Origin of the sequence: Paenibacillus alkaliterrae, from assembly GCF_021532375.1 — a bacterium.
Taxonomy (GTDB): domain Bacteria; phylum Bacillota; class Bacilli; order Paenibacillales; family Paenibacillaceae; genus Pristimantibacillus; species Pristimantibacillus alkaliterrae.
Genome location: NZ_JAKGAP010000016.1, coordinates 37,593 through 64,014 on the forward strand (window position 1 = coordinate 37,593; position 26,422 = coordinate 64,014).

The 26,422-nt window shown below is 50.4% G+C and carries 24 protein-coding genes; 1 reads left to right on the forward strand and 23 read right to left on the reverse strand.

The genetic code is table 11. From position 1 onward, the window contains the following. Positions 1-39: 39 nt before the first annotated feature. The 9 genes from L1N85_RS08740 to L1N85_RS08780 form a co-directional block, all read right to left on the reverse strand. Positions 40-957 carry an NHL repeat-containing protein gene (locus tag L1N85_RS08740; RefSeq protein ID WP_235237168.1) on the reverse strand — a complete coding sequence of 306 codons (918 nt, stop codon included), beginning with the start codon at positions 955-957 and terminating at the stop codon, positions 40-42. Positions 958-961: 4 nt separating this feature from the next. Continuing rightward, entirely contained in the window at positions 962-1,411 is a 450-nt protein-coding gene (locus L1N85_RS08745; RefSeq protein WP_235237169.1) for a hypothetical protein, read from the reverse strand. Between the two features lie 6 nt (positions 1,412-1,417). Beyond that, positions 1,418-1,729: a hypothetical protein gene (locus tag L1N85_RS08750; RefSeq protein ID WP_235237170.1), complete on the reverse strand. Its 312-nt coding sequence runs from the start codon at positions 1,727-1,729 to the stop codon at positions 1,418-1,420. Beyond that, positions 1,726-2,739 (reverse strand): ABC transporter ATP-binding protein, encoded by a 1,014-nt coding sequence (locus tag L1N85_RS08755; RefSeq protein WP_235237227.1) that lies wholly within the window; start codon positions 2,737-2,739, stop codon positions 1,726-1,728. The genes L1N85_RS08750 and L1N85_RS08755 overlap by 4 nt, the downstream gene beginning before the upstream one ends. Next, positions 2,735-3,808: an ABC transporter ATP-binding protein gene (locus L1N85_RS08760; protein WP_235237171.1), complete on the reverse strand. Its 1,074-nt coding sequence runs from the start codon at positions 3,806-3,808 to the stop codon at positions 2,735-2,737. Before L1N85_RS08760 ends, L1N85_RS08755 begins: the two co-directional genes overlap by 5 nt. A 12-nt stretch (positions 3,809-3,820) precedes the next feature. Then, a complete protein-coding gene (locus L1N85_RS08765) occupies positions 3,821-4,978 on the reverse strand; it encodes an ABC transporter permease (RefSeq protein WP_235237172.1) in 1,158 nt (385 codons plus the stop codon). Further along, positions 4,975-5,973, reverse strand: a complete 999-nt coding sequence (locus tag L1N85_RS08770; RefSeq protein WP_235237173.1) for an ABC transporter permease — start codon at positions 5,971-5,973, stop codon at positions 4,975-4,977. The genes L1N85_RS08765 and L1N85_RS08770 overlap by 4 nt, the downstream gene beginning before the upstream one ends. A 93-nt stretch (positions 5,974-6,066) precedes the next feature. Next, complete coding sequence (locus tag L1N85_RS08775) at positions 6,067-8,067, reverse strand: ABC transporter substrate-binding protein (protein WP_235237174.1); 2,001 nt, start codon at positions 8,065-8,067, stop codon at positions 6,067-6,069. 200 nt (positions 8,068-8,267) lie between these two features. Then, complete coding sequence (locus tag L1N85_RS08780) at positions 8,268-9,143, reverse strand: helix-turn-helix transcriptional regulator (RefSeq protein WP_235237175.1); 876 nt, start codon at positions 9,141-9,143, stop codon at positions 8,268-8,270. Between the two features lie 141 nt (positions 9,144-9,284). Here L1N85_RS08780 and L1N85_RS08785 point away from each other — a divergent pair, with 141 nt between their 5' ends. Further along, positions 9,285-10,127 carry a phytanoyl-CoA dioxygenase family protein gene (locus L1N85_RS08785; RefSeq protein WP_235237176.1) on the forward strand — a complete coding sequence of 281 codons (843 nt, stop codon included), beginning with the start codon at positions 9,285-9,287 and terminating at the stop codon, positions 10,125-10,127. Positions 10,128-10,240: 113 nt separating this feature from the next. Here L1N85_RS08785 and L1N85_RS08790 read toward each other — a convergent pair whose 3' ends face one another. The 14 genes from L1N85_RS08790 to pcp all read right to left on the reverse strand — a co-directional run bounded on the left by L1N85_RS08790 (position 10,241) and on the right by pcp (position 26,408). Further along, positions 10,241-10,612 carry a sensory rhodopsin transducer gene (locus L1N85_RS08790; RefSeq protein WP_235237177.1) on the reverse strand — a complete coding sequence of 124 codons (372 nt, stop codon included), beginning with the start codon at positions 10,610-10,612 and terminating at the stop codon, positions 10,241-10,243. A gap of 25 nt (positions 10,613-10,637) precedes the next feature. After that, positions 10,638-12,071 carry a sulfatase family protein gene (locus tag L1N85_RS08795; protein ID WP_235237178.1) on the reverse strand — a complete coding sequence of 478 codons (1,434 nt, stop codon included), beginning with the start codon at positions 12,069-12,071 and terminating at the stop codon, positions 10,638-10,640. Between the two features lie 16 nt (positions 12,072-12,087). Then, the gene (gene cysC / locus L1N85_RS08800; RefSeq protein WP_235237179.1) at positions 12,088-12,636 is read right to left on the reverse strand and encodes an adenylyl-sulfate kinase; all 549 of its coding nucleotides are present in this window, start codon (positions 12,634-12,636) and stop codon (positions 12,088-12,090) included. A gap of 18 nt (positions 12,637-12,654) precedes the next feature. Then, complete coding sequence (locus L1N85_RS08805) at positions 12,655-13,659, reverse strand: Gfo/Idh/MocA family protein (protein WP_235237180.1); 1,005 nt, start codon at positions 13,657-13,659, stop codon at positions 12,655-12,657. A gap of 193 nt (positions 13,660-13,852) precedes the next feature. Further along, positions 13,853-15,268, reverse strand: coding sequence for a sulfatase family protein (locus L1N85_RS08810; protein ID WP_235237181.1), 1,416 nt, complete (start codon positions 15,266-15,268; stop codon positions 13,853-13,855). A 13-nt stretch (positions 15,269-15,281) separates the two neighbouring features. After that, complete coding sequence (locus L1N85_RS08815; protein WP_235237182.1) at positions 15,282-16,085, reverse strand: sugar phosphate isomerase/epimerase family protein; 804 nt, start codon at positions 16,083-16,085, stop codon at positions 15,282-15,284. 48 nt (positions 16,086-16,133) lie between these two features. After that, complete coding sequence (locus tag L1N85_RS08820) at positions 16,134-17,240, reverse strand: Gfo/Idh/MocA family protein (RefSeq protein ID WP_235237183.1); 1,107 nt, start codon at positions 17,238-17,240, stop codon at positions 16,134-16,136. A 78-nt stretch (positions 17,241-17,318) separates the two neighbouring features. Continuing rightward, a complete protein-coding gene (locus L1N85_RS08825; RefSeq protein WP_235237184.1) occupies positions 17,319-18,383 on the reverse strand; it encodes a Gfo/Idh/MocA family protein in 1,065 nt (354 codons plus the stop codon). Between the two features lie 145 nt (positions 18,384-18,528). Beyond that, positions 18,529-19,362, reverse strand: coding sequence for a carbohydrate ABC transporter permease (locus tag L1N85_RS08830; RefSeq protein ID WP_407946353.1), 834 nt, complete (start codon positions 19,360-19,362; stop codon positions 18,529-18,531). Positions 19,363-19,430: 68 nt separating this feature from the next. Further along, the gene (locus L1N85_RS08835) at positions 19,431-20,297 is read right to left on the reverse strand and encodes a carbohydrate ABC transporter permease (RefSeq protein ID WP_235237186.1); all 867 of its coding nucleotides are present in this window, start codon (positions 20,295-20,297) and stop codon (positions 19,431-19,433) included. 15 nt (positions 20,298-20,312) lie between these two features. Further along, positions 20,313-21,689, reverse strand: a complete 1,377-nt coding sequence (locus tag L1N85_RS08840; RefSeq protein ID WP_235237187.1) for an ABC transporter substrate-binding protein — start codon at positions 21,687-21,689, stop codon at positions 20,313-20,315. A gap of 152 nt (positions 21,690-21,841) precedes the next feature. Then, positions 21,842-23,368, reverse strand: a complete 1,527-nt coding sequence (locus L1N85_RS08845) for a response regulator transcription factor (protein ID WP_235237188.1) — start codon at positions 23,366-23,368, stop codon at positions 21,842-21,844. Continuing rightward, positions 23,343-25,190 (reverse strand): sensor histidine kinase, encoded by a 1,848-nt coding sequence (locus L1N85_RS08850; protein WP_235237189.1) that lies wholly within the window; start codon positions 25,188-25,190, stop codon positions 23,343-23,345. The genes L1N85_RS08845 and L1N85_RS08850 overlap by 26 nt, the downstream gene beginning before the upstream one ends. 567 nt (positions 25,191-25,757) lie before the next feature. After that, positions 25,758-26,408, reverse strand: coding sequence for a pyroglutamyl-peptidase I (gene pcp / locus L1N85_RS08855; RefSeq protein ID WP_235237190.1), 651 nt, complete (start codon positions 26,406-26,408; stop codon positions 25,758-25,760). Between the last annotated feature and the right edge of the window lie 14 nt (positions 26,409-26,422).

The window sequence follows — 26,422 nt, forward strand, 5'->3', positions numbered from 1 at the left end:
GCCTGATAATACCCCGAAATGACTAAATCCGGGATCTTCTTATCGTGAAGTCGGAATCAACTTCGTAATGCGCCCCACCGATATCCACTCCGCCACATAAATGCATCCCTTGGAATCCGCACATATCCCATGCGGTGAACTAAACTCCGTCGGTTTCAGTGATGTCAGAGGTAAATTGGGCCAGCCTTCCGTCTTGTAATGGTCTGATTCCCCTAAATGGATAATCAGTTTATCGTTACGATCCAGGATGGTGATTCTGCTATACAGATCGGGAATGTATAATTTTTCTCCCCACTGAAAAAAAGAACATGGAAACTTTAACTCATCGTACTCGAATTTGACGTGTTCTCCTTCGAGTGTGAAGACTTGAATTCTGTGGTTGGATCGGTCTGCCACATAAATCAGAGGTTTATCCCCGCGTGTGTCAACGGATATTCCGTGCGGACCGTTTAATTGACCGGCTCCCTCACCAAGTCCGCCCCAGGAGCGCTTGTACGCGCCATTTTTATCATAATGATGGATCCAACTTTGTCCATATCCGTCTGCCACATAAATATCACCGTTCGGGGCTACAGCCACATCTGTCGGGACGTATTTTTTATCTGCGGTATAAACTTCAGGCAGGGATGGCGCTTCCATTTTGAGAACAATGTTTCCATCGAGAGCAGCTTTCACTACTTCACTACTAGCCGTATCGACCAAGTAGAGAAATTCCTTTCCTTCCTCCGCATGAAGAAGCATCCCATGGGCCCCTTCGCTGAATTGTTCTCCCCATGAACTGATAAATTCCCCATCCTCGGATAAGATAATTACCGAATCTTTGCTTGTATTAAATATGTATACTCGGTCTTGTGAATCCGTTACAATACCATGGGTATATCCGTATTGAATTCCTTCGGGCAGCTTGCCCCAACCCTCTGCAATTTTATAGGTGTGTTCCCCGCTGCCAATGATCATTATATCAAACCCTTTCCTTGTTGGTTGTTTTGTCATATACAGTAAAAATAGTTAATGTTACCGACCTATGGGCAGGAATAAGCGCTTCTGCGGTCGAAAACCGCAGTCCACCGATCAGAAGAAGTACAACTTGAGTAAATAAAAGCAGAAGAACCAGAACGGCATTTATCAGCGTGAACATGTTCCATATTTGTCCTTGAATCCCGCTTTTGTATAGCTTGAATTGAAAGAAAAACACGCTTGTCAGCCATAGCAAGCCGAATGAGAGAAAAGCGAAGGACTGAATTGCGTCCCACGACCAGGTACTGATTCCGCTTATGATCAAGATTTGGGCGACCAGTGTGCGCAGTGACAGCCAAAGGGCTAGACCAATCAGAGACGGCAATATGGTTAAGAGACAAGATAAGAGCATAGCGTGCGCTTTACGCCGTTCTTTCTCGATAATTGAATCCATGATCGATTATTCCTCCACCTGTACTTTCGCTTTCTCCAGCTTGGACAGCAGCAAAGCACGGGTTTCTTCACTGTCGACAAACCTGGTTTTACGAGCATATTCCATTAATTTATTTAATTTCTTCTTAACACGTACAGAGTCCCTTCCCTCATTCAACCATTCTTCCGGCAAGTTACCCGTTTCTGTGATGTGCTCGAGGATCCGATGCTTCCGCCCGACCGTGTGGTTGACTAAAGTCCGAATCATCCATACGGTTCCCAAAATGAAAGCAATCATCGCAATCAAGTATAAGAGAATAGCAACGACAAACGGAGTCATGATTTCACTGCTCCCTGGAGCGTCAACTCATCGGCCAGGTGACAGGCGACAAAATGATCCGGTCCGACCTCTCTCCATTCCGGTTTTTTCTTCCTGCATACATCCTGAGCATACTGGCAGCGGGGATGGAAGTAACACCCTGACGGCGGATTGGCCGGGTTAGCGACTTCGCCGGACAATACGATCCGCGCAGCTTTCTTGCGCGGGTCCGGAATCGGCTTTGCCGAAAGCAGTGCTTCGGTGTAAGGATGCTTGGGCTGTTTAAACAGATCGTCCGTTTTCGCAGTTTCGACCATGCGTCCGACATACATGACGCCTACACGATCCGATATATGCTGAATGACGCCCAAATCATGGGATATAAACAAATAACTGAGGCCTAGTCGCTTCTGCAAGTCCCGAAGCAGATTCAGAATCTGGGCCTGGACCGAAACATCGAGCGCGCTAACGGCCTCATCGCAGACGATAAATCGAGGATTAGTCGCCAATGCGCGGGCAATACCAATCCGCTGCCGCTGTCCTCCGCTGAATGCGTGCGGGTATCTTTCCAGGTGTCTGCTGCTTAAGCCAACCATCTCCACAAGTTCCTTGACGCGCTCCCGAAGCGCTTCCCCACTGGCCATGCCGTTGCAGACGAGCGGTTCACCGACGATATTCTCCACCGTCATTCGGGGATTCAGAGACGAATACGGATCCTGGAAGATCAATTGGATATCCCTGCGAAACCTCCTAAGCTCTTTGGAATCGAGACCATTCAAATCCTTCATTTTCCCGTCCCGATCCCTAAACAGCGTTACGCCCTCTGAAGGCTCGATCGCCCGCAGCACACAACGTCCAAGCGTTGTTTTACCGCATCCCGATTCGCCGACAAGACCGAATGTTTCACCTTCCCGAATGTAGAAATTTACGTCGTCAACCGCTTTTACATATCCTGCAGTCCGCTGCAGAAACCCTTTTTTGATCACAAAATATTTCTTCAGGGATTGGACATTCAAAATCTCTTCGCTAATGCTCATTGCCGACACCCCCGGGGTTTTGTTCTTCTGCAAACAGACATCTCACGTAATGGTTTTCGCTCACCTTGAATAGAGGGATTTCCGTCACATTGCACAGACCGTCCTCCGCTCTCGGACACCGGGAATAAAATCCGCAGCCTTCCGGAAGGTTCATCGGAAAAGGTACGGTCCCTTCAATGGATTCCAAACGTTTGTTCCTGCTGGCAACGGAAGGAATAGAGTGAAACAAAGCTTTCGTATATGGATGCCGCGCGCCGTAGAAGAGCGTATCCACATCGGTATATTCTACGACTTTACCTAAATACATAACAGCGACATCGTCGGACATTTCTGCGATTACACCCAGATCATGGGTAATGAAGATAACGGATGTCCCCGTTTTTTCCTTCAGCTCGTTGATTAGTTGCAGCACCTGAGCCTGAACGGTCACGTCGAGTGCCGTAGTCGGTTCGTCTGCAATGAGTATATTCGGATGGGACGCCAGGGCCATAGCGATCATCGCCCGTTGTCTCATCCCGCCGGACAGTTGATGCGGAAATTCATTCATCCGCTGCACAGGATTGGACATGCCGACGCTTTGAAGCGTCTCAAGCGCTATGCGTCTGGCCTCCGAATCGTCTTTTGTCCGATGGAGGAGAATGGCCTCCATGATCTGATCGCCGACCGTATGAATAGGTGAAAACGCCTTCATTGGCTCCTGGAAGATCATCGCGATCTCTCCGCCCCGGATACTTCGGATTTCTTTTCCCTTGTCATCGAGCTTAACCAAGTCGACCGTCTCCGAATTGCCGGTGTTGCCGCGCTTTAACAGGATCTGACCCTCCACTGTTCCAGGATGCGGCACGATGCGGAGCAGCGCCTGGGAAGTGACACTTTTGCCGCACCCGCTCTCTCCGACGATGCCCAGCGTCTTCCCTTTTCGAATCGTGAGGTTCACGCCGTCTACTGATTTTAGCTTTCCTTCATCAAGATGAAAATGGACCTTTAAGTCTTTGACCTCCAGAATGACGTCCGCATTTGCAGCGCCGGCGCCGGCGGATTGTTTTTTTATATTCACACTCATGGATAGCCCTCCTTATTTGTAGGGGTCGGCTGCATCGCGAAGGCCGTCTCCGAGAAAGTTGAACATCAGCACCGTCAAAATAATAAGCGAAGCAGGCCACAACAACCAAGGATGGTATGCCAGCGTCTCCAGGTTCTGTGCATCCTGAAGAAGGACGCCCCAACTGACCACCGGCGGCATCAGTCCGATTCCGAGAAAGCTGAGCGCGGTTTCACCGAGTATGGTAGCCGGGATTGATAACGTTATACTGACAATGATATAACTGGCAAAGGAAGGCAGAAGGTGTTTGGTCACGATCCGCATGTCACTCGCTCCTGCCAAACGAGCCGCCATCGTAAAGTCTTCTTCCCGCAAGGATAAGATTTTACCCCTTACGACCCTGGCAAGTCCCGTCCATCCGATGATCGAAAAAATGATGATCATGCCGAAATAAATCTCCAGCGCTGACCAGTTTCGCGGCATTGCCGCAGCCAAGGCCATCCATAATGGGATGGTGGGAATACAGATCAGCAGATCGATCGTACGCTGTATGACGGTATCCGTAAAGCCTCCAAGGTAGCCGGAAAGGCCTCCGAGCAGCAATCCCAATACCAGAGTCAAAACAATTCCAAGGATACCGAAGGCCAGGGAGATCCTTCCTCCATAAAGCATTCGGGACAGGAGGTCACGGCCGAGATCGTCGGTTCCCGCCAGAAACATCGGGGCATTAGGATCCTTGGTCCCGAATAGATGAATGTCCGAATTAAATAAACCCCACATTTTATATTCCGAGCCTTTTACGAAAAAATAAATGTAATACGGCTTGGATTTATCTTCCTGGAAAGTGCGGCGAAACGTCTTTTGATCCACCGTCATTTTCATGTCGTATACGAAGGGACGGAGGCTGAATCCCGTTTCCTTGCTGTAAAAGTGGATGCCCTGCGGCGGCGTATTCTTGTATTCGGAAAACCGTTCGAGCGGAACTTTCGGTGACAAAAACTCACAGAAGATGGCGGACAGATACAAGAGAATCAGCACGATCGCCGAAAACATGGCCATCTTATGTTTCTTGAATTTCCACCACATCAGCTGCCATTGCGAGGCAACTTCGAAAGCTTCCGTTTTTTCAGGTTTCTTAGTCGTTTTTGATCTAATCCGGTACGATTTCCATTTCTCTACTACTGTATTCAATCCGCAACCCCCCCAAAACGAATCCGCGGGTCAAGCCACGCCAGCAGAATGTCGGACAGCAGCGTTCCGAGAACCGTCAATACACTGACGATGAGCAGGAAGCTGCCGGCCAGATACATATCCTGGAACATCAAAGCACGCAAGAGGATTGGCCCCGTCGTCGGGGTGTTCAGAACAATCGATACGATCGCTTCACCCGAAATGAGTGCGGGCAGCGTCCAGCCGATAGTGCTGATCAGTGGATTAATCGCCATCCGGACCGGGTACTTATACAGCAACCTCCCTTCTTCGACCCCTTTGGCACGCGCCGTTATGACATACTGCTTCGATAGTTCGTCAAGCAGCATGCCGCGCATGACCCGGATGAGTCCCGCCGTACCGGACATGCCGATTACGACGACGGGCAGAACAAGTCGGGGAAGCATGTCGAGCACTTTGGCCATGCTCCAAGGGGCATCCACGTATTCCGGTGAGAATAGTCCTGTTATCGACACGCCTGTATTGACAAATACGACATAAAGGACAACCAAGGCAATCAGAAAACCGGGTACCGCGAGTCCGATAAAGCCGATGAAAGTGAACACATAGTCCAATATCGAATACTGATGGGTGGCAGAATAAATCCCGATCGGAATGGCAACAATCCAAACGAAAATTAATGAAATGACTGAAATGACCATCGTCAGCATAAGCCGGTCGCCAATCACTTCGGACACGGGTTGGTTCCATTGGAAAGACCGGCCCAGGTCCCCTTCCAGCAGCATGTTTTTCATCCAGATCAGATACTGCATAATAAAAGGCTGGTCCAGCCCGTATTGTTTCTGCAGATTTAGAATGGTGCCTTCATCCACGTCCGTACCTGACATCTCCAACTGCTGAATATAGGTATCAAGAAAATCTCCAGGCGGAAGTTGGATAATGAAAAAGACAATAATGCTGATCGCGATGAGCAGCGGAATCAACTGCAGCACGCGGTAGCCTATGTAGTTGAGCATTGTTTTCCTCCTTTGGCGGTTATCGGGCTGCGAAGAGGGTAAGCCCAGGCGACTGACGGCTTTCGCAGTATCTGGGCTTTATGGGCTTGTTTCCTATTCGGCGTAGAAGAACTGTTCGCCGCTGAAGTTGGCTGCGATCGCGAATGCTTGATCATTCGGGATGTTTTTCAGCTTACTGTTCACGATCAGCGGCTGCTTCACATTCTCAATGTGAACGAAATAATAATTCTTCTCGCCCATAACCTTCTTCAGTTCCTCGAACGTCGCTCTCGCGTCTTCGGGATTGCTGATAGACGCTTTATCAATCGTACGGTAGAATTCTTTTGCTTCATCCGACGGCTTTACGCCTTTTTTGCCTCCCGACGTATGATACATCTCCCATGCGGGGGCCCATATGGACTGACCCCAATCGCCCATATACCAAAGCGGGGTGTGGGTCCAAATCATCGTGGCCTTCAATTCGTTAGCTTCGCGGCGTTTACCCCAAAGCGTCTGATCGATCGTTTTCATCTGAACATCAAGCCCGAGCTGCTTCCACATCTCTACGATCAATTCCGTCAGCGGTACGATATCGGGCGCCTGAGCTCCGATTTCAAAAGGAATCGTAAACTTCTTGCCGTCCGGGCCTTGGCGAAAACCGTCCGGTCCTTTCTTCATTCCCATCTCATCCAACAACTTATTGGCTTCTTCAATGTTATAAGTCGGGTCTTCAAATTTGGAAGGCTCCGCAAATCCGAAGTAAATGGTGTCAATAATTTCATCACGGTTAATCGCCATGTTCAGAGCTTTGCGGAAACGAACGTCCTGCACAACCTTTTGCCAATTCGTGTCTTTATGCGAAAAATTGAGGAATATGTCGCTTGGCGTTACGTGCATGTTCGACAGCAGCGCCGAGTATCCGTTCTTCTCGTTTTCCTTGTACAGAGGCATCTTTACCAGAGCAGCTGATTCACGCGAAAAATCGACTTCACCGGCAATGGTTTTGAGCGTGACCATTTCGATGTCCTGCACGAGCGTGCTTTGAATCGTGTCGATATAAGGAAGCTGATTGCCTGCCGGATCCACTTTGAAGTAATAAGGGTTCCGTTCGAACGTAGCGTTCGTTTTCGTTTTCTTCACGAACATCCAAGGATACAGTACGGGGAATCCGACGGCTTTCGAGTTGGTCAGTTCCCAGTTCGTAATATCTTTATCATTGAAGAGGTTTATCCACTCGCCTTTCTGGAAGCCTGACTTTTTGATTTCCGCTTCCAAGGCAGCCAAGTCGGTATATTTCTTGTGGAACTGCTTCAGATAATGCGACGGTCGAAGCAGTTCGGAGTAACCCCTCCAGCCTTGGATCGCAAGACGGATCAGCAATCCGCCATATGGCTGATCATAAGAGATCTTAAAGGTATACTCATCAACGAGTTCAAATTTCATAGGCGTTCCGGAAGCGTTTCCACCCGAGTTCAGCCAAGCAGGGAAAATCGGAGTAAGCTCCTTGTTGAACAAAATGTCTTCAACGGTAAACCGGACATCTTCCGTCGTTACCGGCTTGCCGTCCGACCACTTCAAGCCTTTGCGCATGAAGAAAGTGAACGTCTTCTCGTCCTCGCTCATTTCGTAGTCCTTCAGTACGTTCCCAGTAATTTCTTCGCCCAAAATACCAGGGGTGTTCAGCAGCGGCTCATTGTTCATGACGAACACATCCGCATCCCAATCCACAGCGGACGTTACGGTCCGAAGCGTGCCGCCGTATTTGCCGATTTCGTATTTGAGTTGGGAAGCCGGTATTTCATTCGTGATTTTATAGTCTTCCGGCAGCCTTTCTTTGACCGGCGGAAGCGACTTGGAATCTAATATGGGAGACTGTTTGAAATCTGTAATTACCGCCGGTGCTCCGGCAGTGTCCCCGGTACCGCCTGCGCCTGCCTCTTCTGCCGGTTCTTCATCGGCCGCAGCAGGTCCGGTTTCCACCGTGTTCGCAGCCTCGTTCTCGGGATTGGAGGACATTTCCGCTCCTCCGCCGCTGAGGCATCCGCTTAAAACCGTGGTTAAAGCAAGCATCAGGACGAAAAGCAATGACAACCCTTTTTTCATTTTCCTTTTCATAGACATCCTCCTCGAATCATAAGCTTTTGGTGGTTCCCGCCCCGCCAGTATCGTAAGCGTTTACAAACCGAAGTGAAAGTCTGTAAACGGCTACACCTCTCGATCGGAACGAACAAGGGTTACGCTTTCATCATACAAAAGGAATGTCATGGCGTATTTACAAAAACAGTAGATAGATTTGCATTTATTCTAGATTTTGATCATGGTGGAGAAAATGTTGTCGGAAGCTGCCTGAATTCGCTCGGTGTAAGTCCGGTTTCTTTTTTGAAGTTGTTGCTAAAATAATGAATGCTCGCATATCCCAGGCTTTCGGCGATCGACTCGATCGAATCCCCTTTCAGCAGCGCCTGCTTCGCTTGTTTGATTCGCTCGTCAATCAGATATTGCTTGGGATTTTTGCCGACTTCGCGAAAGAAAAGCCACGTAAAATAATTTGGATGGTATCCGCATAGCTTAGCCAGTTCCGCCACGGACCATGATTTTGCCGATTGCTCTCGCATGACGGCCAGCGCAGGCTCGATCTTGCTGATGAGCTCCCCGGATGTCCGATTCCCCAGATGCCTGACAACAACCGTAATCAGCTCCATCAGCAGAGCCCTCAATACAAACGGGTAGCCGACATACTCGTTTTGATATTCCTTCACGATTCTCATCATTAATGATTCCACCCCGGCAATGGAAAAATGATGCGGAATTGTAACATCCCCGTAGCCGGAAACTGTCAGCTGACAAGATTCGGCTTTCTCCCATATCTGATCCGGGGATGCGTCCCGGATCAGATAAGCGGGGTGAACCGGTTCCGGGGAGGATTCATGCCATGAAAAATGTAAACTGAAAAATTCAGTCGGGCGGATCACCGAGAGGACGTGAGCGGTTTTTGATCCGTAAAAGACACATTCCCCGGGCAGGATAGGGTAGCGATCCGGGCCCAGCTGCAGCAGTGCTTCCCCCGATATGACACAGAAAAATTGCGAGTCCGGAATTATGCGCGGTCCCCATCGGTCACCCGGCTCGGAGTACGAGCGGCTTGCAAAATTAACAGTAGGGGTAAGATCGAAAAAAGTCCCCATGTGCATGAATGTATCTCCTCCTACACTTCGCAAAAATATGGAATAAGTGTAAATCTCACTGTTGTTTTTCTAAATACGCCATAACGTTCCTTTGCTATATTTAAAGCGTAACCAAAAATATATTCGTTCGATGGAGAGGTGCAACCGATGTTATCTGAAGCCCAATTGGAAGAGTTCGAAAGAAACGGTTTTATTAAAGGCGATGTCATCCTCAGTGACGAGGAAGTAGAGACGCTTCGCCTGGAGCTTGACAACGTTATGGAGGGAAAATCGGTCAAGAAGCCGGTCCTCAGTCACAACATGCTGGAAGGTTCGCTGTACGATAATATGAAAATGACCGTAAACGAGAGGGTCGTCCAGATCGTTAACATCTGGATGGCAAGCGACGCCTTCTTCAATCATGCTGCGAATCAACGAATATGCGAAGAAATCGCACAAATGAGCAAAACGGATACCGTCCGCATTTGGCATGATCAGGTACAGTACAAACCGCCGGTTTCCGGAGGACCGACCGGATGGCATCAGGACCACCCGCTGTGGCCGATCATTCAGCCCGCAGATCTGGTCAGTGCCTGGGTGGCGCTAGACGATGCGGTCATCGAGAACGGATGCATGTGGATGGTTCCAGGCAGCCACAAGTGGGGGAACCACCAGAAATACCTGGCCAGTACAAAAGATTTTATGCCCTATCATAGAGAGCCGGAGTTACTGCCTGAAGATGCCGTAGTGAATGCCGTTCCATTCGAGATCAAGAAGGGACAAGTAGGTTATCATCACTGTCTTACCTGGCACGGCAGTCCCCATAACCGTTCGGAATTAAAACGGAGGGCGATCGCGGTTCATTATATGCCGGGCCATACCCGTTACGAACCTTCTACTAACCATCCGATGCATGATTACGTGACCGTGAAACCCGGAGAGATTCTCAGCGGCGATCATTTCCCCGTTGTTTATACGAAAACGGCCACACCAGCATCCGAGACCGTATGAATCGAATCCTTATCAGAGATTTGACATCCATGAAAGGTGTAGAGGATTACCCGATTTGCCTCAAAAGGCTGCCAGACAGGCAGCCTTTTTCTAATGTGAATTTACATTATCGATCATCTTATCGGATATGCCATCACCGACATCAGCGCGTTCTCCGCCTGGGCCGCATCAAGCCTGCTGTACTGCACGACGACCGGAATATCGCTTGTCACTTCGATCGCATAGGGAACACCAACAGGAATTGGCTCACCATTCTTAAGCAGGGAGCTCGTTCGAATATGATTCGTTCGCCTTGGCGGAACGACCACCAGAATATCCTCCATCGGATCGCGGTCCTCGAAATAAATCGTCAACCGCACAGACGCTTCTTCGGAAGAACAGTTCAGAACGCATACCGACTCATGGCTGACCAGTGTCCCCGAGCTTATTTCCGGTATGTACCCATCCGGAATAAACCAATGATTTTCTCCTCTTGCCTCGTACATGTGCGACACCCTTTCATTCATGGAATCAATGCTGCCGGTACGTGTTTAGCGTTTGCACAGCCATGTCGAAACGTTCGCGCTGCGGCTCCCGGCACCAATCCTCCCAAGTCATGCCTGCGGAAGCCAGAATTTGCTCGATTCGCCTCCGGAACGGCAGACCGGCCTCCTTAAGCTGGCGGTTCATCGGATCTTCCCGTCCGTTCAGCTTGCGTTCAACCCATCCGTCCAACTGGCGCTCAAACCGGTCGACCAATTCCGGCTGCAAATCAGCCAGGTTGACCGTTTCGGCAGGATCGGCAGCCAAATCGTACAACTCCCTTGGCGGACGATTGAACGGTCCCGAATCGTAGGTGCGGATAAATTTGTAGTCCGCGGTTCGTATCCCTCTCGCCGCCTGCCATGCGCATTCACTAAGGTATACTGTCCCGTGCGTTCCATCCGTCTCGCCTTGAATGGCCGGCCACAGGCTTTTTCCGTCAAGTCCGTCAGGATCGCCAAGCCTCGACCGGTCGATTCCGGACGGAGACTCGTTTCGGACGGCTTCCAAAATCGTCGGCAGCAGGTCGACCTGCTGAACAAGTCCGGAAACCCGGCGCCCCGCCGGGATCCGTCCGGGCCATCGCATAATCAGGGGAACATGAACGGTAGGTTCGTACAATCCGCAGTGATCCCAATAAATGTCGTGCTCGGTAAGACTTTCACCATGGTCGCCGAACAGAATGAGGAGCGTATCGTCCTGAATCCCGAGCTTCTTCAAATGATCGTCCAGGTCCTGCAGCCTGTCGTCCAAATAGCGGATTTCCGCATCATAGAGAGAATCGAAATAACCGCTGTCGGTAACCGGTCCTACCAGATCATAATGATGATGCTTAAAGAAAGGATAGGCCGGGTGATTGTATGCCCGCTCCATGCTTTTGTTCGCCGGGTCATAAGGGTCCCGGTCGGTTTCGTAGAAATCAGGGATGTAAGATTGCGGCGGCAGATAGGGCGTGTGGGCATCCCAATAATGCAGGAACAGAAAGAACGACTCGTCTTTATGCTGCTCGATCCAGGGCATCGCCAAGTCGTTGACGGTACGTCCGTCAATCCAGCGGTTGCCGCCGACACTGTTCATATAATAACGGTAACCTCTGGCAAACCATTCTTTTAACTGGTACAAATTGTCCACCGCCGAAGTTGTGAACCCCGCGGAGCGCAGCATGGTCGGCAGCCATGCGGTTGATTTCGGCAAATGCGTCAGCTCCGAACCATGCGATACGATGCCTGTCGTGAGGCCGATTTTTCCGGAAAATATCCCGGTGTGGGCCACTTCGGTAGGAATATCCGCCGCGTATGCCCGTTCGAACAATACGCCTTGTCCGGCTATACGGTCCAAATGCGGACTCGTCGGTTTTTTATAGCCGTATCCGCTTAGCCGGGAGGCGCGAAGCGTGTCCAGTGAAATCAGAATGATTTTCATGTTGTTTCGTATCCTCCTAAGGAACCGCCTTCATTAATAATGCCTTGTTGTTGTCCAGCCAGGACAGAATGGCCTCGCAATTATCCTGTACCGAAAATGATGACGTACAAATCGTAATATCGGGATGTACCGGCTCCTCGAACGGATCGGATACGCCTGTAAAATGCTTCAATTCGCCCCGCCGCGCCTTGGCGTATAGTCCCTTGACGTCACGCCGCTCGCATTCACCCAGCGAACATTTCACATAGATCTCAACAAAACCCGGGATTTCGCTGCGGGCGATTTCCCTCATTTCATGATAAGGCGTTATGGCCGATACCAGCACATCCACACCGTTCCGTGCCAGCAGCTTGGATACGTAGGCGATTCGTTTCATATTCTCGAACCGCTCCTCCTTGCTGAAACCAAGTCCTTTGCAAATCGTTTCACGAAGCTCGTCGCCATCCAGCAGCTCGACGCGGCGTCCCTGCTCCCGCAGTTTCGATGCGACAAATCGTGCGGTCGTCGTTTTTCCGGCGCCGGATAAACCTATAAACCATAGTACCGATCCGTGTTGTGTGTCCATGTTCGGTAACCTCCTTCGTTATAAGGCGGCCGGCACTTCCACAGGAGTCCCGCCGGACTGATGTGAACGGATGGCGGCTTCGATGACTTCCTGCGCGGCGAGCGCGTCGGCACCCGATGCCTCGATCTCCTCCGGTGCCGCACCCGCCTTGATTTGTGCGATGAAACGGTTGATCCGCTGCGCAAACGTGTCATCGAAGCCCTGCATCCCGCCGAACATCGGATTTCGGAGAACCGTGAGCTCATTGGAATGGTGGGGGTAATAGGTCATACTCTCGTATACGTTATCGATGACGAGCCGCCCTTCATGACCGGCCACCTCGCAATACTCGATCGGGTGACGCATCGACATATCGTAACTGCCCGTCAAATGTCCGACAGCTCCGGAAGCGAACTCCATATTGACGGATACGGTCGACCACGACCCCCGGCCCGGCGCCTTCGTCATGAAAGACTGCACCCGCTTCACATCCCCCGCGAAATATCGCATGACATCAATCGAATGGGGATGAAGGGCCCGCATGTGCAGCCATTCGGTATCCTCCTTCGGGTTTTGAATCGTCAGCCGCATATTGAGGAATAAAAGGGAGCCGAGTTTCCCCTGCTCCACAAATTCCTTTGCCTTGTAAGCCGCCGGCGTAAAACGGTGATTCAAATTGCAGGCAAGTCGGACACCTTTCTCCCTCGCAAAACCGATCATGCGGCGGGCTTCTTCAATCCGGTTCGAAATCGGCTTCTCCACGAGCACGTCCTTGCCCGCTTCGATCGCGGTCATGGACGGTTCGTAGTGGTGGCTGCCTTTCTCCACGCCCGCCGTCGCCACGACGATGACATCGACCGGCACCGTGTCCAGCAGTTCCCGAAGATCGGTATAGAACGGCACACCATGCTCGCGCCCTGCCGCTTCGGCCCGCTCGGCCATCAGATCGCACACGGCCGCAAGCTCCGTATCCGGATGCTGCCGGTAAGCGCGGCAATGAATTTTTCCGATATTGTTAACGCCGACAACCGCGACTTTGATCATTTTAGGACCCTTCCTTTCTTCCCGCCACCCTGCATTCCTCTATCAAATTTAGGCGAGAGGACTCCCACTTCTACAAAGTGGTGAGGTGAATCGGATCTTCCTGAATTCGCAAAAAAGATCTTTGCTTTTAGGTTGATACACCAGAAACCCCCGCTTCATCCGAAGCGTCAGTGTAGGTAAGTGGCGGGAGTGTTCATTCTGTCACCTTTACCTCTTCTTTTTCCTTTTCCTTATCTTTAGCCTGAAGGGAGCGCGCGTTCACGATCGAACCGATGTGCAGCGAATCATACGCCTCTTGGGAAGACGTGAACGTCTTGTCTTTCCCATGCCAGTTCAGGTTGGTATAGATCGGATTTTCACGATTGACTTGCTGCTCGCGTTTGGTGATATGGTCTTCCATCCGCTTTCTGAGCAAAGCGACAACTTTCGGCTCTTTATCCGCCACATTGACGTTTTCTTCCGGGTCCTGGATCAGGTTATACAGCTCCACTTCCGGCTTGAAGTGAAAATCCGGCTCGAGTGCGCAAATCAGCTTCCATTCCGGCGTTCGCCATCCATGTTTGCGCATCCAGGTGCATTCGGTAATGTAAAACTCGTTTACCCGGTTTGTTTCTTCACCGGCGATCATTCGCGTCAGGCTTCGTCCGTCAAATGCCGCTTCGCTTTCGATCTCGAGCAGCTCAAGCACCGTCGGCATGATATCCGAAATAAGCGAAACGTCGGACACCCGTTTTCCGGCGGGCACACTGCCCGGAAACTTAATGATGAGCGGAACAACCAGTGTACAGTCGTACAAACCGTGATGATCAAAATAGCATTCGTGTTCGTACAGCGTCTCGCCGTGGTCGGACGTAATAACGACCAGCGTATCTTCTTCCAGTCCTAGCGCGTTCACCTTGGCGAACAGGCTCTGGATGCAGGCATCCATATAGGCGATCGCGCCGTCGTACTGCGCCGTCACGTATTCGTGATCCGTGACGCCCGCTGGGATCCATGATTTCAGAAAATCCGCAAAAGGTTTAAATGCATAGACCGGTTCCATAGAGGCATTTGCCGGATCTTTCTCGTCATCTCCGTAAAAGATCCGTTCGTACGGCTCCGGCGGCAAATACGGCGAGTGCGGATCCATATGTCTCAAAAAAAGAAAGAAAGGTTTATCCTCGGCTGCAAGACGTTCCAGCTCCGGCACGGCCACCTCGTTCAAATTCTGCGCCTTCGGCGTACGTCCGTTTTCATCAGGGAGCCAGGATTCAAAGTCCAGATAGGTCTGAAACCCGCGTGAGGAAGGATTCCCCGTAAATCCGATACAAGTTGTATTGTAGCCGTTCTCGCCCAGCACCTCCGCCATCGTTTGCAGATGACCGCCAAGCGGTCCTTGATGCCTGAGCGCCACCACATCGGTACCGAATGCATCCATCCCGGTCAGCATCGACGCATAGGCCGGCGTCGTCGGAATACTGGGACTGAAATGATTCTCGAACAAGACGCCTTCGCCTGCAACCTTATCCAAATGGGGCGTGGTCAAACGGGAATATCCATAGGAGCTCATATGATCGCGGCGCAAGCTGTCAATTCCAAAAATGATGACATTCTTCTTTTTGTTTGCCATATTCTTTGCCCTCCTAACGAGCGTTCAATTTTTTCAGACAAGCGTTCAAGTATCCATAGGATTCGGCGGCCACGATCGACACTTGCGCAAGCGAGTGACCGGGTCCAGCGCCGATGACTTCCACCACGACAGGACCGTCGTATCCGCCGTCGACCATCGCTTTGCAATAGCCGAACAGATCGATATCGCCTCTGCCGCATGCCTGCAGTTCAATCGGTCCGGGGCCCTGCTCCCTGCCTTTGCAATCGCGGATATGAATGTGTTTCACCCGGCTGAGTACGGCCGGGAGCGCTTCCTCCGCATTTTCGCCGGCCCTGTGGATATGGCTGGGATCCATGTCGATCCCGAATGCTTGTGACGTTATTTCCTGCATGGCTGTAAGCGTCGTGGGGATATTATAGATGGCGTTGCCCACATGCGCTTTCACGCACAAGGTGACCCCATACGAAGCAGCCCTCTCCGTCATTCGGGCCAATGCCTCAATAGACGCCCGCAGGTCTTCCTCGACGCCCAGCTTGCCGCCGGGTCCGACATTGACGATCGGGATTCCGATCTCCGCGGCGGCCTCGAACGCCGGAAGCAATCGTTCCTCCTTCAAGGAAGCGACTTCCGTCGATAGAAACGCAAGTCCATTCTCCTGTACGATGGCTTGCAGCTCGTTCTTTTGCTCCTTCCAGCGGCTTAAATCCAAATGCTCGCACATTCCCTCTATGGCGGCGATTTCAACGCCGTCGTATCCGCACAGCGCGATTTGCTTCGCAGCGGCGGCAAAATCGAATTGTTTAAAAAGCACAGAGTTTATACCTAACTTTATCATGTATGGTTAACCTCCCAGGAACTTTGATATTCCGTACATAGGCAGCGGTCATTTCATGAACAGCGGATCCCCGTGCAGCGGCGGCAGCGGATGCGGTCTGACAACTTCTCCGCCGCGTTCGTACGATTCCTGGACCGCATGCACGTATTCCAATACGGCAAGCGCATCCCTGCCGCTTGCGCGCAGTTGATCCTGAGATACCTTATTGGAGACATCCTCCAGGAAGGCATGAAGCCTGTTGTTGAAGGTCCGGCTAAAATCGTTCGTTCCGAAATCGGTGACTTCCGGCTCCGGCTGGACACTGATCGCCGGAATCCCTTTTTCCGCCTTCCAGAACGAGACTTTCTCCACGCAGTTTTCGATGCAGAACGTGCCGCGGGAGCCTGCCACCTCAAGGCTCCACCAGCCGCCGAGGCCATATACCGCATCTCCTCTTTGACTGAGCAGGTAACCGACGCCTCCATTGGCGAATTTCACATGAATGCTGTTGATCGATACCATCACATCCCCTGCGCTCCGGCGAAAGCCGGGACGGTCGGAGAAGGTCTGGATGTGCGTAATATCTCCGCAGAAATGACGCATGACGCTGAACGGATGGGTCAGGAACGCTCTCATGTGAAAATACGGATGTCCCTTGATCTTCGGGGAACCGGCAAGCCCATAATTCAGTTCGCCTCCGTTAAAGCCCATCTTCGCAAGACAATACACCAGCTCGCCGATGTCGCCGCTTTCCATATACTGCTTCGCCTTCTCCGCCGGCGGCGTAAAATAGTGATTCAGGTTGCACCCCAGATAAACCTTCTGTTTCTCAGCGAAAGCTACGAGCTCTCTGCCCTCCCGGACATCGTTGCACAGCGGTTTTTCCACCAGCACGTGCTTGCCGTAGCTCAATGCCTCCATTGCCGGTTCAAAGTGCCAGCTTCCGTTGTCGATCCCCCCTGTCGTCACGTCGACGACCTGCAGGTCCGGCTCGCTCTCGATCATATCCTTGAGGCTGTAATACGCTTTCACGCGGTGCTTTTCCGCGGCGGCATCCGCACGCTCCTTGATGACGTCGCATACCGCCACCACATCGGCGAGCTCATCTTCCTTATAGCAGGCCGCATGGTTATTCCCGATCCCGTTCATGCCGACAATTCCGATTTTTACCGCCATTTGCGCGTTCCCGGCCATGCTTGTAGGTTCAGACCGGAAACTTCACCTACCTTTCGTCCCATTAAGTTTGATTTGTGCTCACACTTCTGCGATGGCAGGATCGTCCAGCCGGACTCGCCTTCCTTCGCGTGTCGATACGTAGCTGGCCAAAACCATGCGCAGTGAAGTTCGCCCTTCCTCCGCCGTCGCGATTGGGCCCCGTTCGCCCTTCATAAATTCGGCCAGCGGTTTTGCCAACCCGCGAATTCGAAATCCTTGATTCGCTGGGCTTTCGATATCGCTTGCCGTCCAGAAGCCCGCCTGAGCGTCAAACCGCTTAAGCCCTGCCGAACCGTCCGGGCGCGGCACATTACAGCTGGGCACATCCCCGTAGTTTTGAACGATCGTTCCGCGTTCGCATATAATCTCCATCGTGTTCTCCGCCGCCGTGCATGTAAAGGAGCAGTTCACTTCGGCGACCGGGCCTCCCGTGTACCTGTAAATTACAATTCCATTATTCATTGGGATTTTAGGGTTATAAAGCGATTCTATTTCTGCGGTTACCGTCTCCGGAACGCCGAGCAGAAAGTGGAGAAAATCGACCGGATGCGACGAATCGTCCGCCCAGATGTCACGGTTGTGAACCGGATTGACATGCCACGACTCGGCAAACTCGGCATTCAGTCCCATTGGAAGCCCATGCCTGCGCCGGACCATGAAGACCTGCCCGAGCTCACCGCTCTCCAGCCACTCTTTCATTTGAATATTTTGCGGATCGACCCTCATTTGCCAGGCAATCGTGAATGGAATCCCGTGCTTATGTACGGCTTCCACGATCCGATCTGCTTCAGCTAAGGTGAGCGCCATCGGCTTTTGCAGCACTACCGCTTTCCCTTGAGCGGCCGCCTGTTCCACCAGATCGGCGTGCATGGATGTCTCCGACGCCACCACAACAGCCTGAATGTCGTCACGGGCCAACAGTTCTTCGGTGCTCGCACACACGTCCAGTCCGAACGCGCTGCTCGCAGCTTCCAGCCTTTGGGCATCATGATCCCAGCCGGCAAGCACTTTAACGCCGTGATCCGTTTTTTTCCATTCCTCGCAGTAAGCATTGACATGTCCATGAGCAAATCCCAGAATCCCTACACCAATCGGTTTATTCATCGATCCCCTCCGCCTGCATGTTGATCATACCGTTATAGGAAACGTTTCCTGATTTCATCATAATCAACATGCCGGCCGGTTTCATGGTTGATAGGGACAATAACCGTTTCGATCGGGACCAATTCGACCCCTGGCAGCAATTCGTCTATCCCTTAACCGCCCCGGCCGTCATGCCCGCTACGATTTTTTTGTTAAAAAAAATAAACAGGATCAGCGGCGGAATCGAAATCAGCACAATATCGGCAAAGAGCAGATTCCAGGACGTCGTAAACCGGCTCATAAAATTGTATAAGGTAAGCTGAACCGTCGCATTGTCCGCGCCTGGAAAGAAATAGAGCGGATTGACGAAATCGTTGAACACGGCGATCGACGTCAAGACTACGATGGTCGAAGTAACGGGCCTCAGCAGCGGGAAAATAATATTGAAAAACAATCGCGTACCCCCGCAGCCGTCAATCATTGCGCTCTCGTCGATTTCGCGCGGCAGCGTAGCCACGAACGCTTTGTAAAGGATGGCCGCAAAGGGAAAGTGGAGCGCAACTTCAACGAGCGTAATGCCCGTCATTGTTTTGAACAATCCGATTGAATCGAGCACCCAAATGGTCGGTACAATGGCAGGCGGGATCATCAGCCCCGCAAGGATAAGGAAATTGATCGTCGAGGACGCTTTGCCGCCTTCCCTGCGCTGCAGGACGAAACCGGACATCGCGCTGACGACAACGAGTATGGCGATCGACAATACGGTAAGAAGCGTGCTGTTGTAGAAAGCGCGGATCAGCATGTTTTCCGAAGCCGTGAGTACGGCTTTGTAATTGGCGATGATATGAAAGGAGCTCGGCCAGGCCATGCTCATTTCCGCGGATTCCGCTTGATTCTTGAAGGAATTGATAATGACAAAATAAAACGGCACCCAAAAAATCAAAGTGCTGAGCACGAGGGAAACAGCTCCGATGACAAACTGTCTCGCCCGTTTGCTAATCCCTTCGCTCCAATCTTGGCTTATCTCTTTTCTTATGCCGCTGCTCAAGCCTTCAATCATGCCCTTGCTCATAAGTGCACCTCGCTTCTTGTCAGGAACTTATACAGCGGAAAAGCGAGCAGTGATACACAAATGAACAAAATAACGTTGCCCGCCGTCGCGAGACCGTAGAAGCCGGCCTGGTACTGCTTGTATATGATCGAAGCAATCAGGTCGGTTGTGAACCCCGGTCCCCCCTTAGTCATCGCCCAAATGAGGTCGAAGGAACGCAACCCGCCGATGAATGCCAGGATGATAACCGAGTTCATGGCCGGCCGGCTTAAAGGCACCGTTATATGCCAGAAGGCATCCCTGGAGCTGCCGCCGTCGATCTTAAGCGCTTCATAATACTCTTGAGGAATGGCCGTAATTCCGGCAATGTAGATCACCGTCGCAATGCCGACACCTTTCCATACGTCGACGAAAGCAACCGACAATAGAGCTATTTTCGTGTTGCCCAGCCAGTCCGGACCGGCAATGCCGAGTGCGGCGAGGCTCGTGTTGATCATCCCCTGCGAAGGATGCATCATCATGGAGAAGGCGATCCCCACTGCGATCGTACTAAGGAGGGTCGGAAAGAAAATGACGGATCTAAGATAGCTTTTAAACATGATCCCGGACGTGAGGAACGCTCCGAGCAGCAGACCGAGCACTACCTTCAGCACACAGGTTACGACGGCGTAAACGATCGTGTTCCGGAAGCCGATGCTGAGCGCCGTCTCCGAGAAAAAGGTGACATAATTATCAAAACCGATAAAATCCCAATCCATAAGCGTCCATCTTGTCATACTGAAGAAGAACGACAGGATCGTCGGCAGCAGGTAAAAGACGAAATAAATGATACCGGCAGGCAGCAGAAAGGCGTATGAGTATGTCCTCATCGTTATTTTGGTCATAGGTTCACTCCTCTTTTACCAACCGGGAAGATTCAATTGCTGCGCCTGCTTCTCTACGTCTTTGTCATAATCTTCGGCGCCTTTCTTGGCGCCGCTGATACCGCTGCCGACCGCAACCGTAATATTTTCCAGGTTAGGTCCCTTAACAGGCGACACGAACTCAAGGGCCGGTGCCGTTTTCCCTTCATCAAAATAACTCTGCATTTCCTTGACGCCCTGATATGTATCTTCCGGCAGCGCTACATCTTTGATCACGTAAGGTCCGACAGCTTTCAACGTGCCCGACAGGACAGCTTGACCTTCAGGCGATACGAAGTACTCCACCCACTTCTTCGCCGCGTCTGCCTTCTTCCCGTTCTTATTGATGTAAAGTCCGCTCGGCATCCATACCGTAAGGCCGTTGGTGTCGGCGCTGTCGCTTGGCTGCGCGAATACGCCGATGTCGTTCATTTTGTCCGGATAATTCTGGTTAATGGCGTCTAGAGCCGACGAAAGCATCGGATAATGCACACCGGTTCCTTCCGCGAGCATTTTCAAGCCTGCGTCGTAGGTGGTAGCGAGGAAATCTTTGTTCATGTATCCCGCCTTAAACACTTCCTCGATTTTTTCAAAACCGCGAAGTGCGGCAGGCGTAGCGGCGTACTTCGCTTTGTTGCCGGTATAATCCTCTGCAAAATTCGGAACCTGTTGCTGAACGTTATAGTAATCCGCCAGAACGAACAGCTGCGAGGTCCAAGTATCCTTATACGTTCCGATGACCGCGGTTTTACCCGCAGCTTTGATCTTTTCATTGTTGGCCATGAACTCTTTCCATGTCTGGGGTACCGTTAAGCCGAGATCAGCATAAATCTTTTTGTTGTAAAGGATGGCGCCGGCATTGGTTGAACCGACGGGTACGCCGAATACCTTCCCGCCCGATGTGACCGTCTCTTTAAATGAATCAAGGATATTGGCCATATAAGACTCGTTTGTAAGGTCCAGGAAGTTTTCTTCCGGATTGAGAGCCTGCAGGAGCGATCCCGAGTTGTAAACCAGCAGATCGGCCATATCGTCAGTGGCGAGACGCGTCTTGACCAGGTTATCGCCTTCCGTACCGTCCGGTTTGATATCCCATTCGATAGCGATATTCAGCTTCTTCTCTGCTTCGGCCGCTACAACTTTAAGAGCTTCAAGCGTAGTCCCCGTGTTGCCGACCATCAGGGTGATCGTTGTCTTTTCGGCAGAAGTGTCTGAGTTGGAATTTCCGGAAGTTTGTTCGCCGCCCGCTTCAGCCGTATTGTTCATGGCTGCCGGTTGATTGTTTCCTCCGCTGCCTCCACAGCCCGCAATCACCGCAAAGACTAGAAGGACACAGGTAACGAATGCAATCGTTTTGCTTTTCGTCTTACTCATTCCGCAACATCCTCCTTTTAAACTCTGTTATACGTTCGCGGTGAACCTAACAGAATCTTTAGATATAGTCTATCGTTATTAAATTCTATTGAATACCTGCGTTCTTGTCTTTTTAAGGGGGGTGATTTTTCTTTTTTGCATGCTTTGATGCCTTACCTTGATTGGTTGGCGTTCATTCGTTTTGCATAAGCATTTGGCGGTTCGCCTACGATTTTTTTAAACAATAGGCTGAAATGCTTCGGATCCTCATAACCTACGAGCCCGCATACGTCGGAGAGACGCTCCACCCCTCCCTCCAGCAGTTCCTTTGCCTTTCCCACGCGATACCGGATGACATAATCGGAAAAGGTGGACCCGGTTTGCGTCTTGAACAATCTCGACAAATAACCCAAGCTGACATGATTGTCACCCGCGAACTGCTGCAAGGAAAGATCGTGCTGATAATTGGCGTGGATCCAATTCAGTAAGATGGGAACAAGGCCCTTTGGCTTCAAATCCTTCGGTCCGGACTCACAGAACAAGCTGAAGGCTTTGCCTACCAGCCAATCCGATAATTCCGAATAGCCGGAGATTTCATTCAGCAATTTGATATCCTCTTGTAATTTGTTGATATTGATTTCCGTCTTGGACGAGGATTGAAGATTATACTTCAGGGAATAAAACAGATCGTTCACGAACAACATCAATTGCCTAACGGTAATTTCCTTCTTTTGCAGCTCCAGCAAGAGCTTATCGACCGTTTCTTTTCCTTTCAGAATATCTCCTTTTTTCAGAAGGGTTTGCAGCACCCGGACCTTGTCCCACACCCCGCTTACATCGGCATCTTCCGCCTTTGTCTCGGGGCCAATAAACGTAGAAACACCCAATTTCCGATGTTCTTCAATCTGTTTATTTAAGAAAATAAAGCATTTATTCGCGTTTTCCTTCTCTTTTTTGAGAACATAACTGATATGCACGCAGATATGGCGTTCATTCAGATAACGAAATAAAGACGTTAAGCCGGTTTTTATGCCGGGACAGCGGGAATCTTCATCCGCCGGAACGAGGATCGCCTTTCTCTGTGAATCGATACTGATACAGTGAATCTCATGCTCTTCGACACATCCGCTCAGGAAATGTTGTTTGATTTCGCGGTCGGTGATACCGGTCTCTCTCCAGCTTTTTGAAGCAGCCCAGTTTTCCAGCAGGAGCAGCGCCATGCCGTATTTACGCCGGAAAATGGAAGCCGCTATTTCGTTATCCTGCATAGCAGCAGCGAACAGCATCTGCGCGACGGACCAATTGATTCTTTCTTCTAATTGTTTCGAATCGTTCTCTATATTTTGAATGGCCTTATCCACCGTTTTGTATAAGACGTCCTTTTTGACAGGCTTCAATAAGTAATCGATAACGCCGATTTTCATCCCTTTCTGGGCATATGCAAATTGATCGTGAACACTTAAGATGATGCTTTTTATCGTTGAATCTGTCCGGTTCAGTTCGCTGATTAATTCCAAACCGTCGATCCCGGGCATATTGATATCGGTCAATACCAGCTGGGGCACTGTTAGGTTTGCGGCGGATAAGGCGTCTTCCCCATTCTCAAATGCGAAAATCTTATGCGACGGTTCGTAAACTTTAAACAGCTCTATAAGTTCGGCCAGGGCCCACCGTTCATCTTCCACTAAAAATATGTTCATGCACAGCAGCCTCCTTTTCCTCTTGTTCGTACGTCTGATATGGAAACTCCAATTTAACAGTTGTCCCCCTGCCGGGGCTGCTTACGATTGTTAGATCGGATTTCTCACCGTAAAAGAGTCGGATTCGCTGCCCAATGTTTTGGAGACCGATTCCGTGCATATCGTCGCGGAGCTCGTTAATCCGGAAGGGTGAATGAAGCGATCTCTGCAGCTCCAGCAATTTCTCTTCATCCATTCCTTTTCCGTTATCGGTTACTTCAATTACGAGGTTGTCCCCGTTTCTGCGCGCGCTTAACGTAATACAGCCCCCTGTCTTCATCTTCCCAAGTCCGTGATTGATTGCATTTTCAATGAGGGGCTGGATGGTGAGCTTCAGTACGGATGCCTTCCGCAGCGCCTCGGGTATATCGCAGCTAAGCTCAAAGCGGTCGCTGAAACGATGCTGCTGAATGTTCATATAATTGCCGATATGGTTCAGTTCTTCCCGGAGCGGCACGGGATGCTGCAAATTGTTCATACTGTATTGAAACAATTCCGCCAGCGATTCCGACATTTCGGCTACCTCTTCGATTCCTCTGATCCGGCTGATCGATTTCATAATGTTTAAGGTATTGTACAAAAAATGCGGATTGATTTGAGCCTGAAGCGCGGATAATTGGGCATTCTTCTCCGCCAGCTTGGACTCGTACACTTCACTGATCAAGCGGGAAATGCTGTCAAGCATATTGTTGTATATCCGGCTTAACCGGCTGATTTCGTTATTGCCCTTGAACTCCATGCGCTGATTAAGATCGCCCTGCTCCACCCGGTTCATCTTCTTCATCATATAGCGCAGCTGGAGTGTAATATGATGGGACAGAATATAGGAGACGACGGCGATTAACAGCATGGCCAGAAGGCCGACGAGAATCAGAATATATTGCGACTTTTTTTGCTTGGACAAAAGAAAATCGTTCGGAATCAGGATCATCGTGTTCCATTTGGTATAGTCCGATTTTTCATAGGTGTAGAGGTACTGCTTGCCGTTCCAGATCATATCTCCCGAGCGGCTTTCACCCGCAAAGATCGAAGTATCCAAGTCTATGTTCGTTCGGCCGGTCAGCTCGTTCTTATTGTCGTAAACGATATTTCCTTCTTCCGTTACTATAAATACACGCATATTTCTCTCTACTTCATTGCTGTCGGAATGAACCAGCATATTATCGATCACTTTGACATTGATATTGATCTTCATGTAGGCGATGATTTCCCGGTAAGGTATGCGGTTGATGTTGCGGACAAAAGAGATGACTTTCTCTTGACGGCCCCCGCCTGTATCTTCTTCGGTAACGGGCAGCAAGAAAAATTTGTTCCGCATCACGCTCTCATTGTTGTTATACCAGAACTCGTCCAGCAAGCTGAAGCTTACCTTCGGACCGTTCGCTTTTGATACATAATAGACGACATTATCGAGTGCGAATAGATATATGCTTTGCAATTGAGGCCTCGGCTGCAAGTGCGTGAACAGCCGCTTGTTAATCGTCAATTCGATTTCGTTTTGTTCGACGTCATTCTTGGATTGGTAATGGTCCAGCAAACTTCTTTGGAGGACGGGATCGCCGAAAATGGATACGGATAATTTCTCAATATCCTGAATGTACAGCTCAACCGTCCGGCTGAATTGCCTGGTTATGGTGTCCGATAGGGAAACCGTCTGATTTTTGATATCGCTTACATTTTTGTAATAAAAAATAAGGCACGTCAAAATGACGATAAATAGGGAAACGACCGAGAAGGTAACAAACATCTTGGTCTTTAGCATGTAATCGTTCCATTTTTTCATACCGGCTCACTCCGCATCTACAGGTTGAGGACTTTGTATTCGGTCGGTCTGTCCCCATTATACAATGGATTCTGTGGATATACATTGCTTTCCTATTTGTACTGAACAACTGGAATAAGACAATGAAAATTCTCATACAAAACATAACAAAAAACGTTAAAACCCTTCGTATCTTTAACTTCATGAGATCCTCCTAATCCTCACCTGTATTATCAAACTTTTTGACATTGTGGACACGATATGATGTCATTTTATCTCACTAAAGCAATGAACCAGCTCCATATGATGGCGGCTGGTTCATTGCTTTAGAACTATTTTATTCATTTTTCTGACAATCTTATAACCGTAAAGTCTGAGTAATAAATCAATTTCTCAATGGCACTTTGAATCCTTAGTATGCGTTGCAACAGTGCCTCATACACCGAGTGAAGATGGTTAGCATTGTTCGTCAATCTTGCCGACGAACAAAAAAAGACGGCTCAGCGAGCGGGGGTCCGCCAACCTGGTCGTCTTCTATAGCCTTATCGGCATCTGAATATGATGCATCGATGCCGATAAGGTGAATATCTAACTGACCTTACCGTCTAAGACTACACTATCTATATCTACTTCCACTGCCGTTTGGATGGCGATTTCGAGTGCCCGTACAACGCTCTCGACGCTCATGCTTGGCTGACCTGGATGACGTACCGCCTGTTCCGGCAGATAAGGAATGTGAATGAATCCACCGCGGAGTTCCGGGAACTTCGTGGCAATGAGATGTGCTAACCCGTAGAAAAGGTGATTACAAACAAATGTGCCCGCAGTCTGGGAAACGGAAACCGGGATGCCCGCTTCACGCATCCTCTGCACGGTCGCTTTGATCGGAAGCGAGGACCAATAGGCAGCAGGCCCGTCCGGGATGATCGGTTCATCCATCGGCAGGTTGCCTTCATTATCAGAGATGGGAGCATCGTCTACATTGATGGCGATGCGTTCGATTGTCACATCACTCCGACCGCCTGCTTGGCCCACGCAGATCACGATATCGGGCATGACCTCTTCAATCGCTTGGCTCAAAACTTCGATCGATTTATGAAATACAGTAGGAATTTCACGGGTCACAACGGTCGCTTGATCAAATGTTTTCGCTTGCAGCATCTTCACCGCTTCCAAAGCGGGATTCACGGGCTCTCCGCCAAACGGATCAAAACCTGTAACCAGTACTTGTTTACGCATGATAACCCCCTATA

Bases quoted from the DNA above. Each gene is read 5' to 3' on its own strand.
- L1N85_RS08740 (WP_235237168.1), bottom strand. From the start codon at position 957: ATGATCATTGGCAGCGGGGAACACACCTATAAAATTGCAGAGGGTTGG.
- L1N85_RS08745 (WP_235237169.1), bottom strand. From the start codon at position 1,411: ATGGATTCAATTATCGAGAAAGAACGGCGTAAAGCGCACGCTATGCTC.
- L1N85_RS08750 (WP_235237170.1), bottom strand. From the start codon at position 1,729: ATGACTCCGTTTGTCGTTGCTATTCTCTTATACTTGATTGCGATGATT.
- L1N85_RS08760 (WP_235237171.1), bottom strand. From the start codon at position 3,808: ATGAGTGTGAATATAAAAAAACAATCCGCCGGCGCCGGCGCTGCAAAT.
- L1N85_RS08770 (WP_235237173.1), bottom strand. From the start codon at position 5,973: ATGCTCAACTACATAGGCTACCGCGTGCTGCAGTTGATTCCGCTGCTC.
- L1N85_RS08775 (WP_235237174.1), bottom strand. From the start codon at position 8,067: ATGAAAAGGAAAATGAAAAAAGGGTTGTCATTGCTTTTCGTCCTGATG.
- L1N85_RS08780 (WP_235237175.1), bottom strand. From the start codon at position 9,143: ATGCACATGGGGACTTTTTTCGATCTTACCCCTACTGTTAATTTTGCA.
- L1N85_RS08785 (WP_235237176.1), top strand. From the start codon at position 9,285: ATGTTATCTGAAGCCCAATTGGAAGAGTTCGAAAGAAACGGTTTTATT.
- L1N85_RS08790 (WP_235237177.1), bottom strand. From the start codon at position 10,612: ATGTACGAGGCAAGAGGAGAAAATCATTGGTTTATTCCGGATGGGTAC.
- L1N85_RS08795 (WP_235237178.1), bottom strand. From the start codon at position 12,071: ATGAAAATCATTCTGATTTCACTGGACACGCTTCGCGCCTCCCGGCTA.
- cysC (WP_235237179.1), bottom strand. From the start codon at position 12,636: ATGGACACACAACACGGATCGGTACTATGGTTTATAGGTTTATCCGGC.
- L1N85_RS08805 (WP_235237180.1), bottom strand. From the start codon at position 13,659: ATGATCAAAGTCGCGGTTGTCGGCGTTAACAATATCGGAAAAATTCAT.
- L1N85_RS08810 (WP_235237181.1), bottom strand. From the start codon at position 15,268: ATGGCAAACAAAAAGAAGAATGTCATCATTTTTGGAATTGACAGCTTG.
- L1N85_RS08815 (WP_235237182.1), bottom strand. From the start codon at position 16,085: ATGATAAAGTTAGGTATAAACTCTGTGCTTTTTAAACAATTCGATTTT.
- L1N85_RS08820 (WP_235237183.1), bottom strand. From the start codon at position 17,240: ATGGCGGTAAAAATCGGAATTGTCGGCATGAACGGGATCGGGAATAAC.
- L1N85_RS08825 (WP_235237184.1), bottom strand. From the start codon at position 18,383: ATGAATAAACCGATTGGTGTAGGGATTCTGGGATTTGCTCATGGACAT.
- L1N85_RS08835 (WP_235237186.1), bottom strand. From the start codon at position 20,297: ATGACCAAAATAACGATGAGGACATACTCATACGCCTTTCTGCTGCCT.
- L1N85_RS08840 (WP_235237187.1), bottom strand. From the start codon at position 21,689: ATGAGTAAGACGAAAAGCAAAACGATTGCATTCGTTACCTGTGTCCTT.
- L1N85_RS08845 (WP_235237188.1), bottom strand. From the start codon at position 23,368: ATGAACATATTTTTAGTGGAAGATGAACGGTGGGCCCTGGCCGAACTT.
- L1N85_RS08850 (WP_235237189.1), bottom strand. From the start codon at position 25,190: ATGAAAAAATGGAACGATTACATGCTAAAGACCAAGATGTTTGTTACC.
- pcp (WP_235237190.1), bottom strand. From the start codon at position 26,408: ATGCGTAAACAAGTACTGGTTACAGGTTTTGATCCGTTTGGCGGAGAG.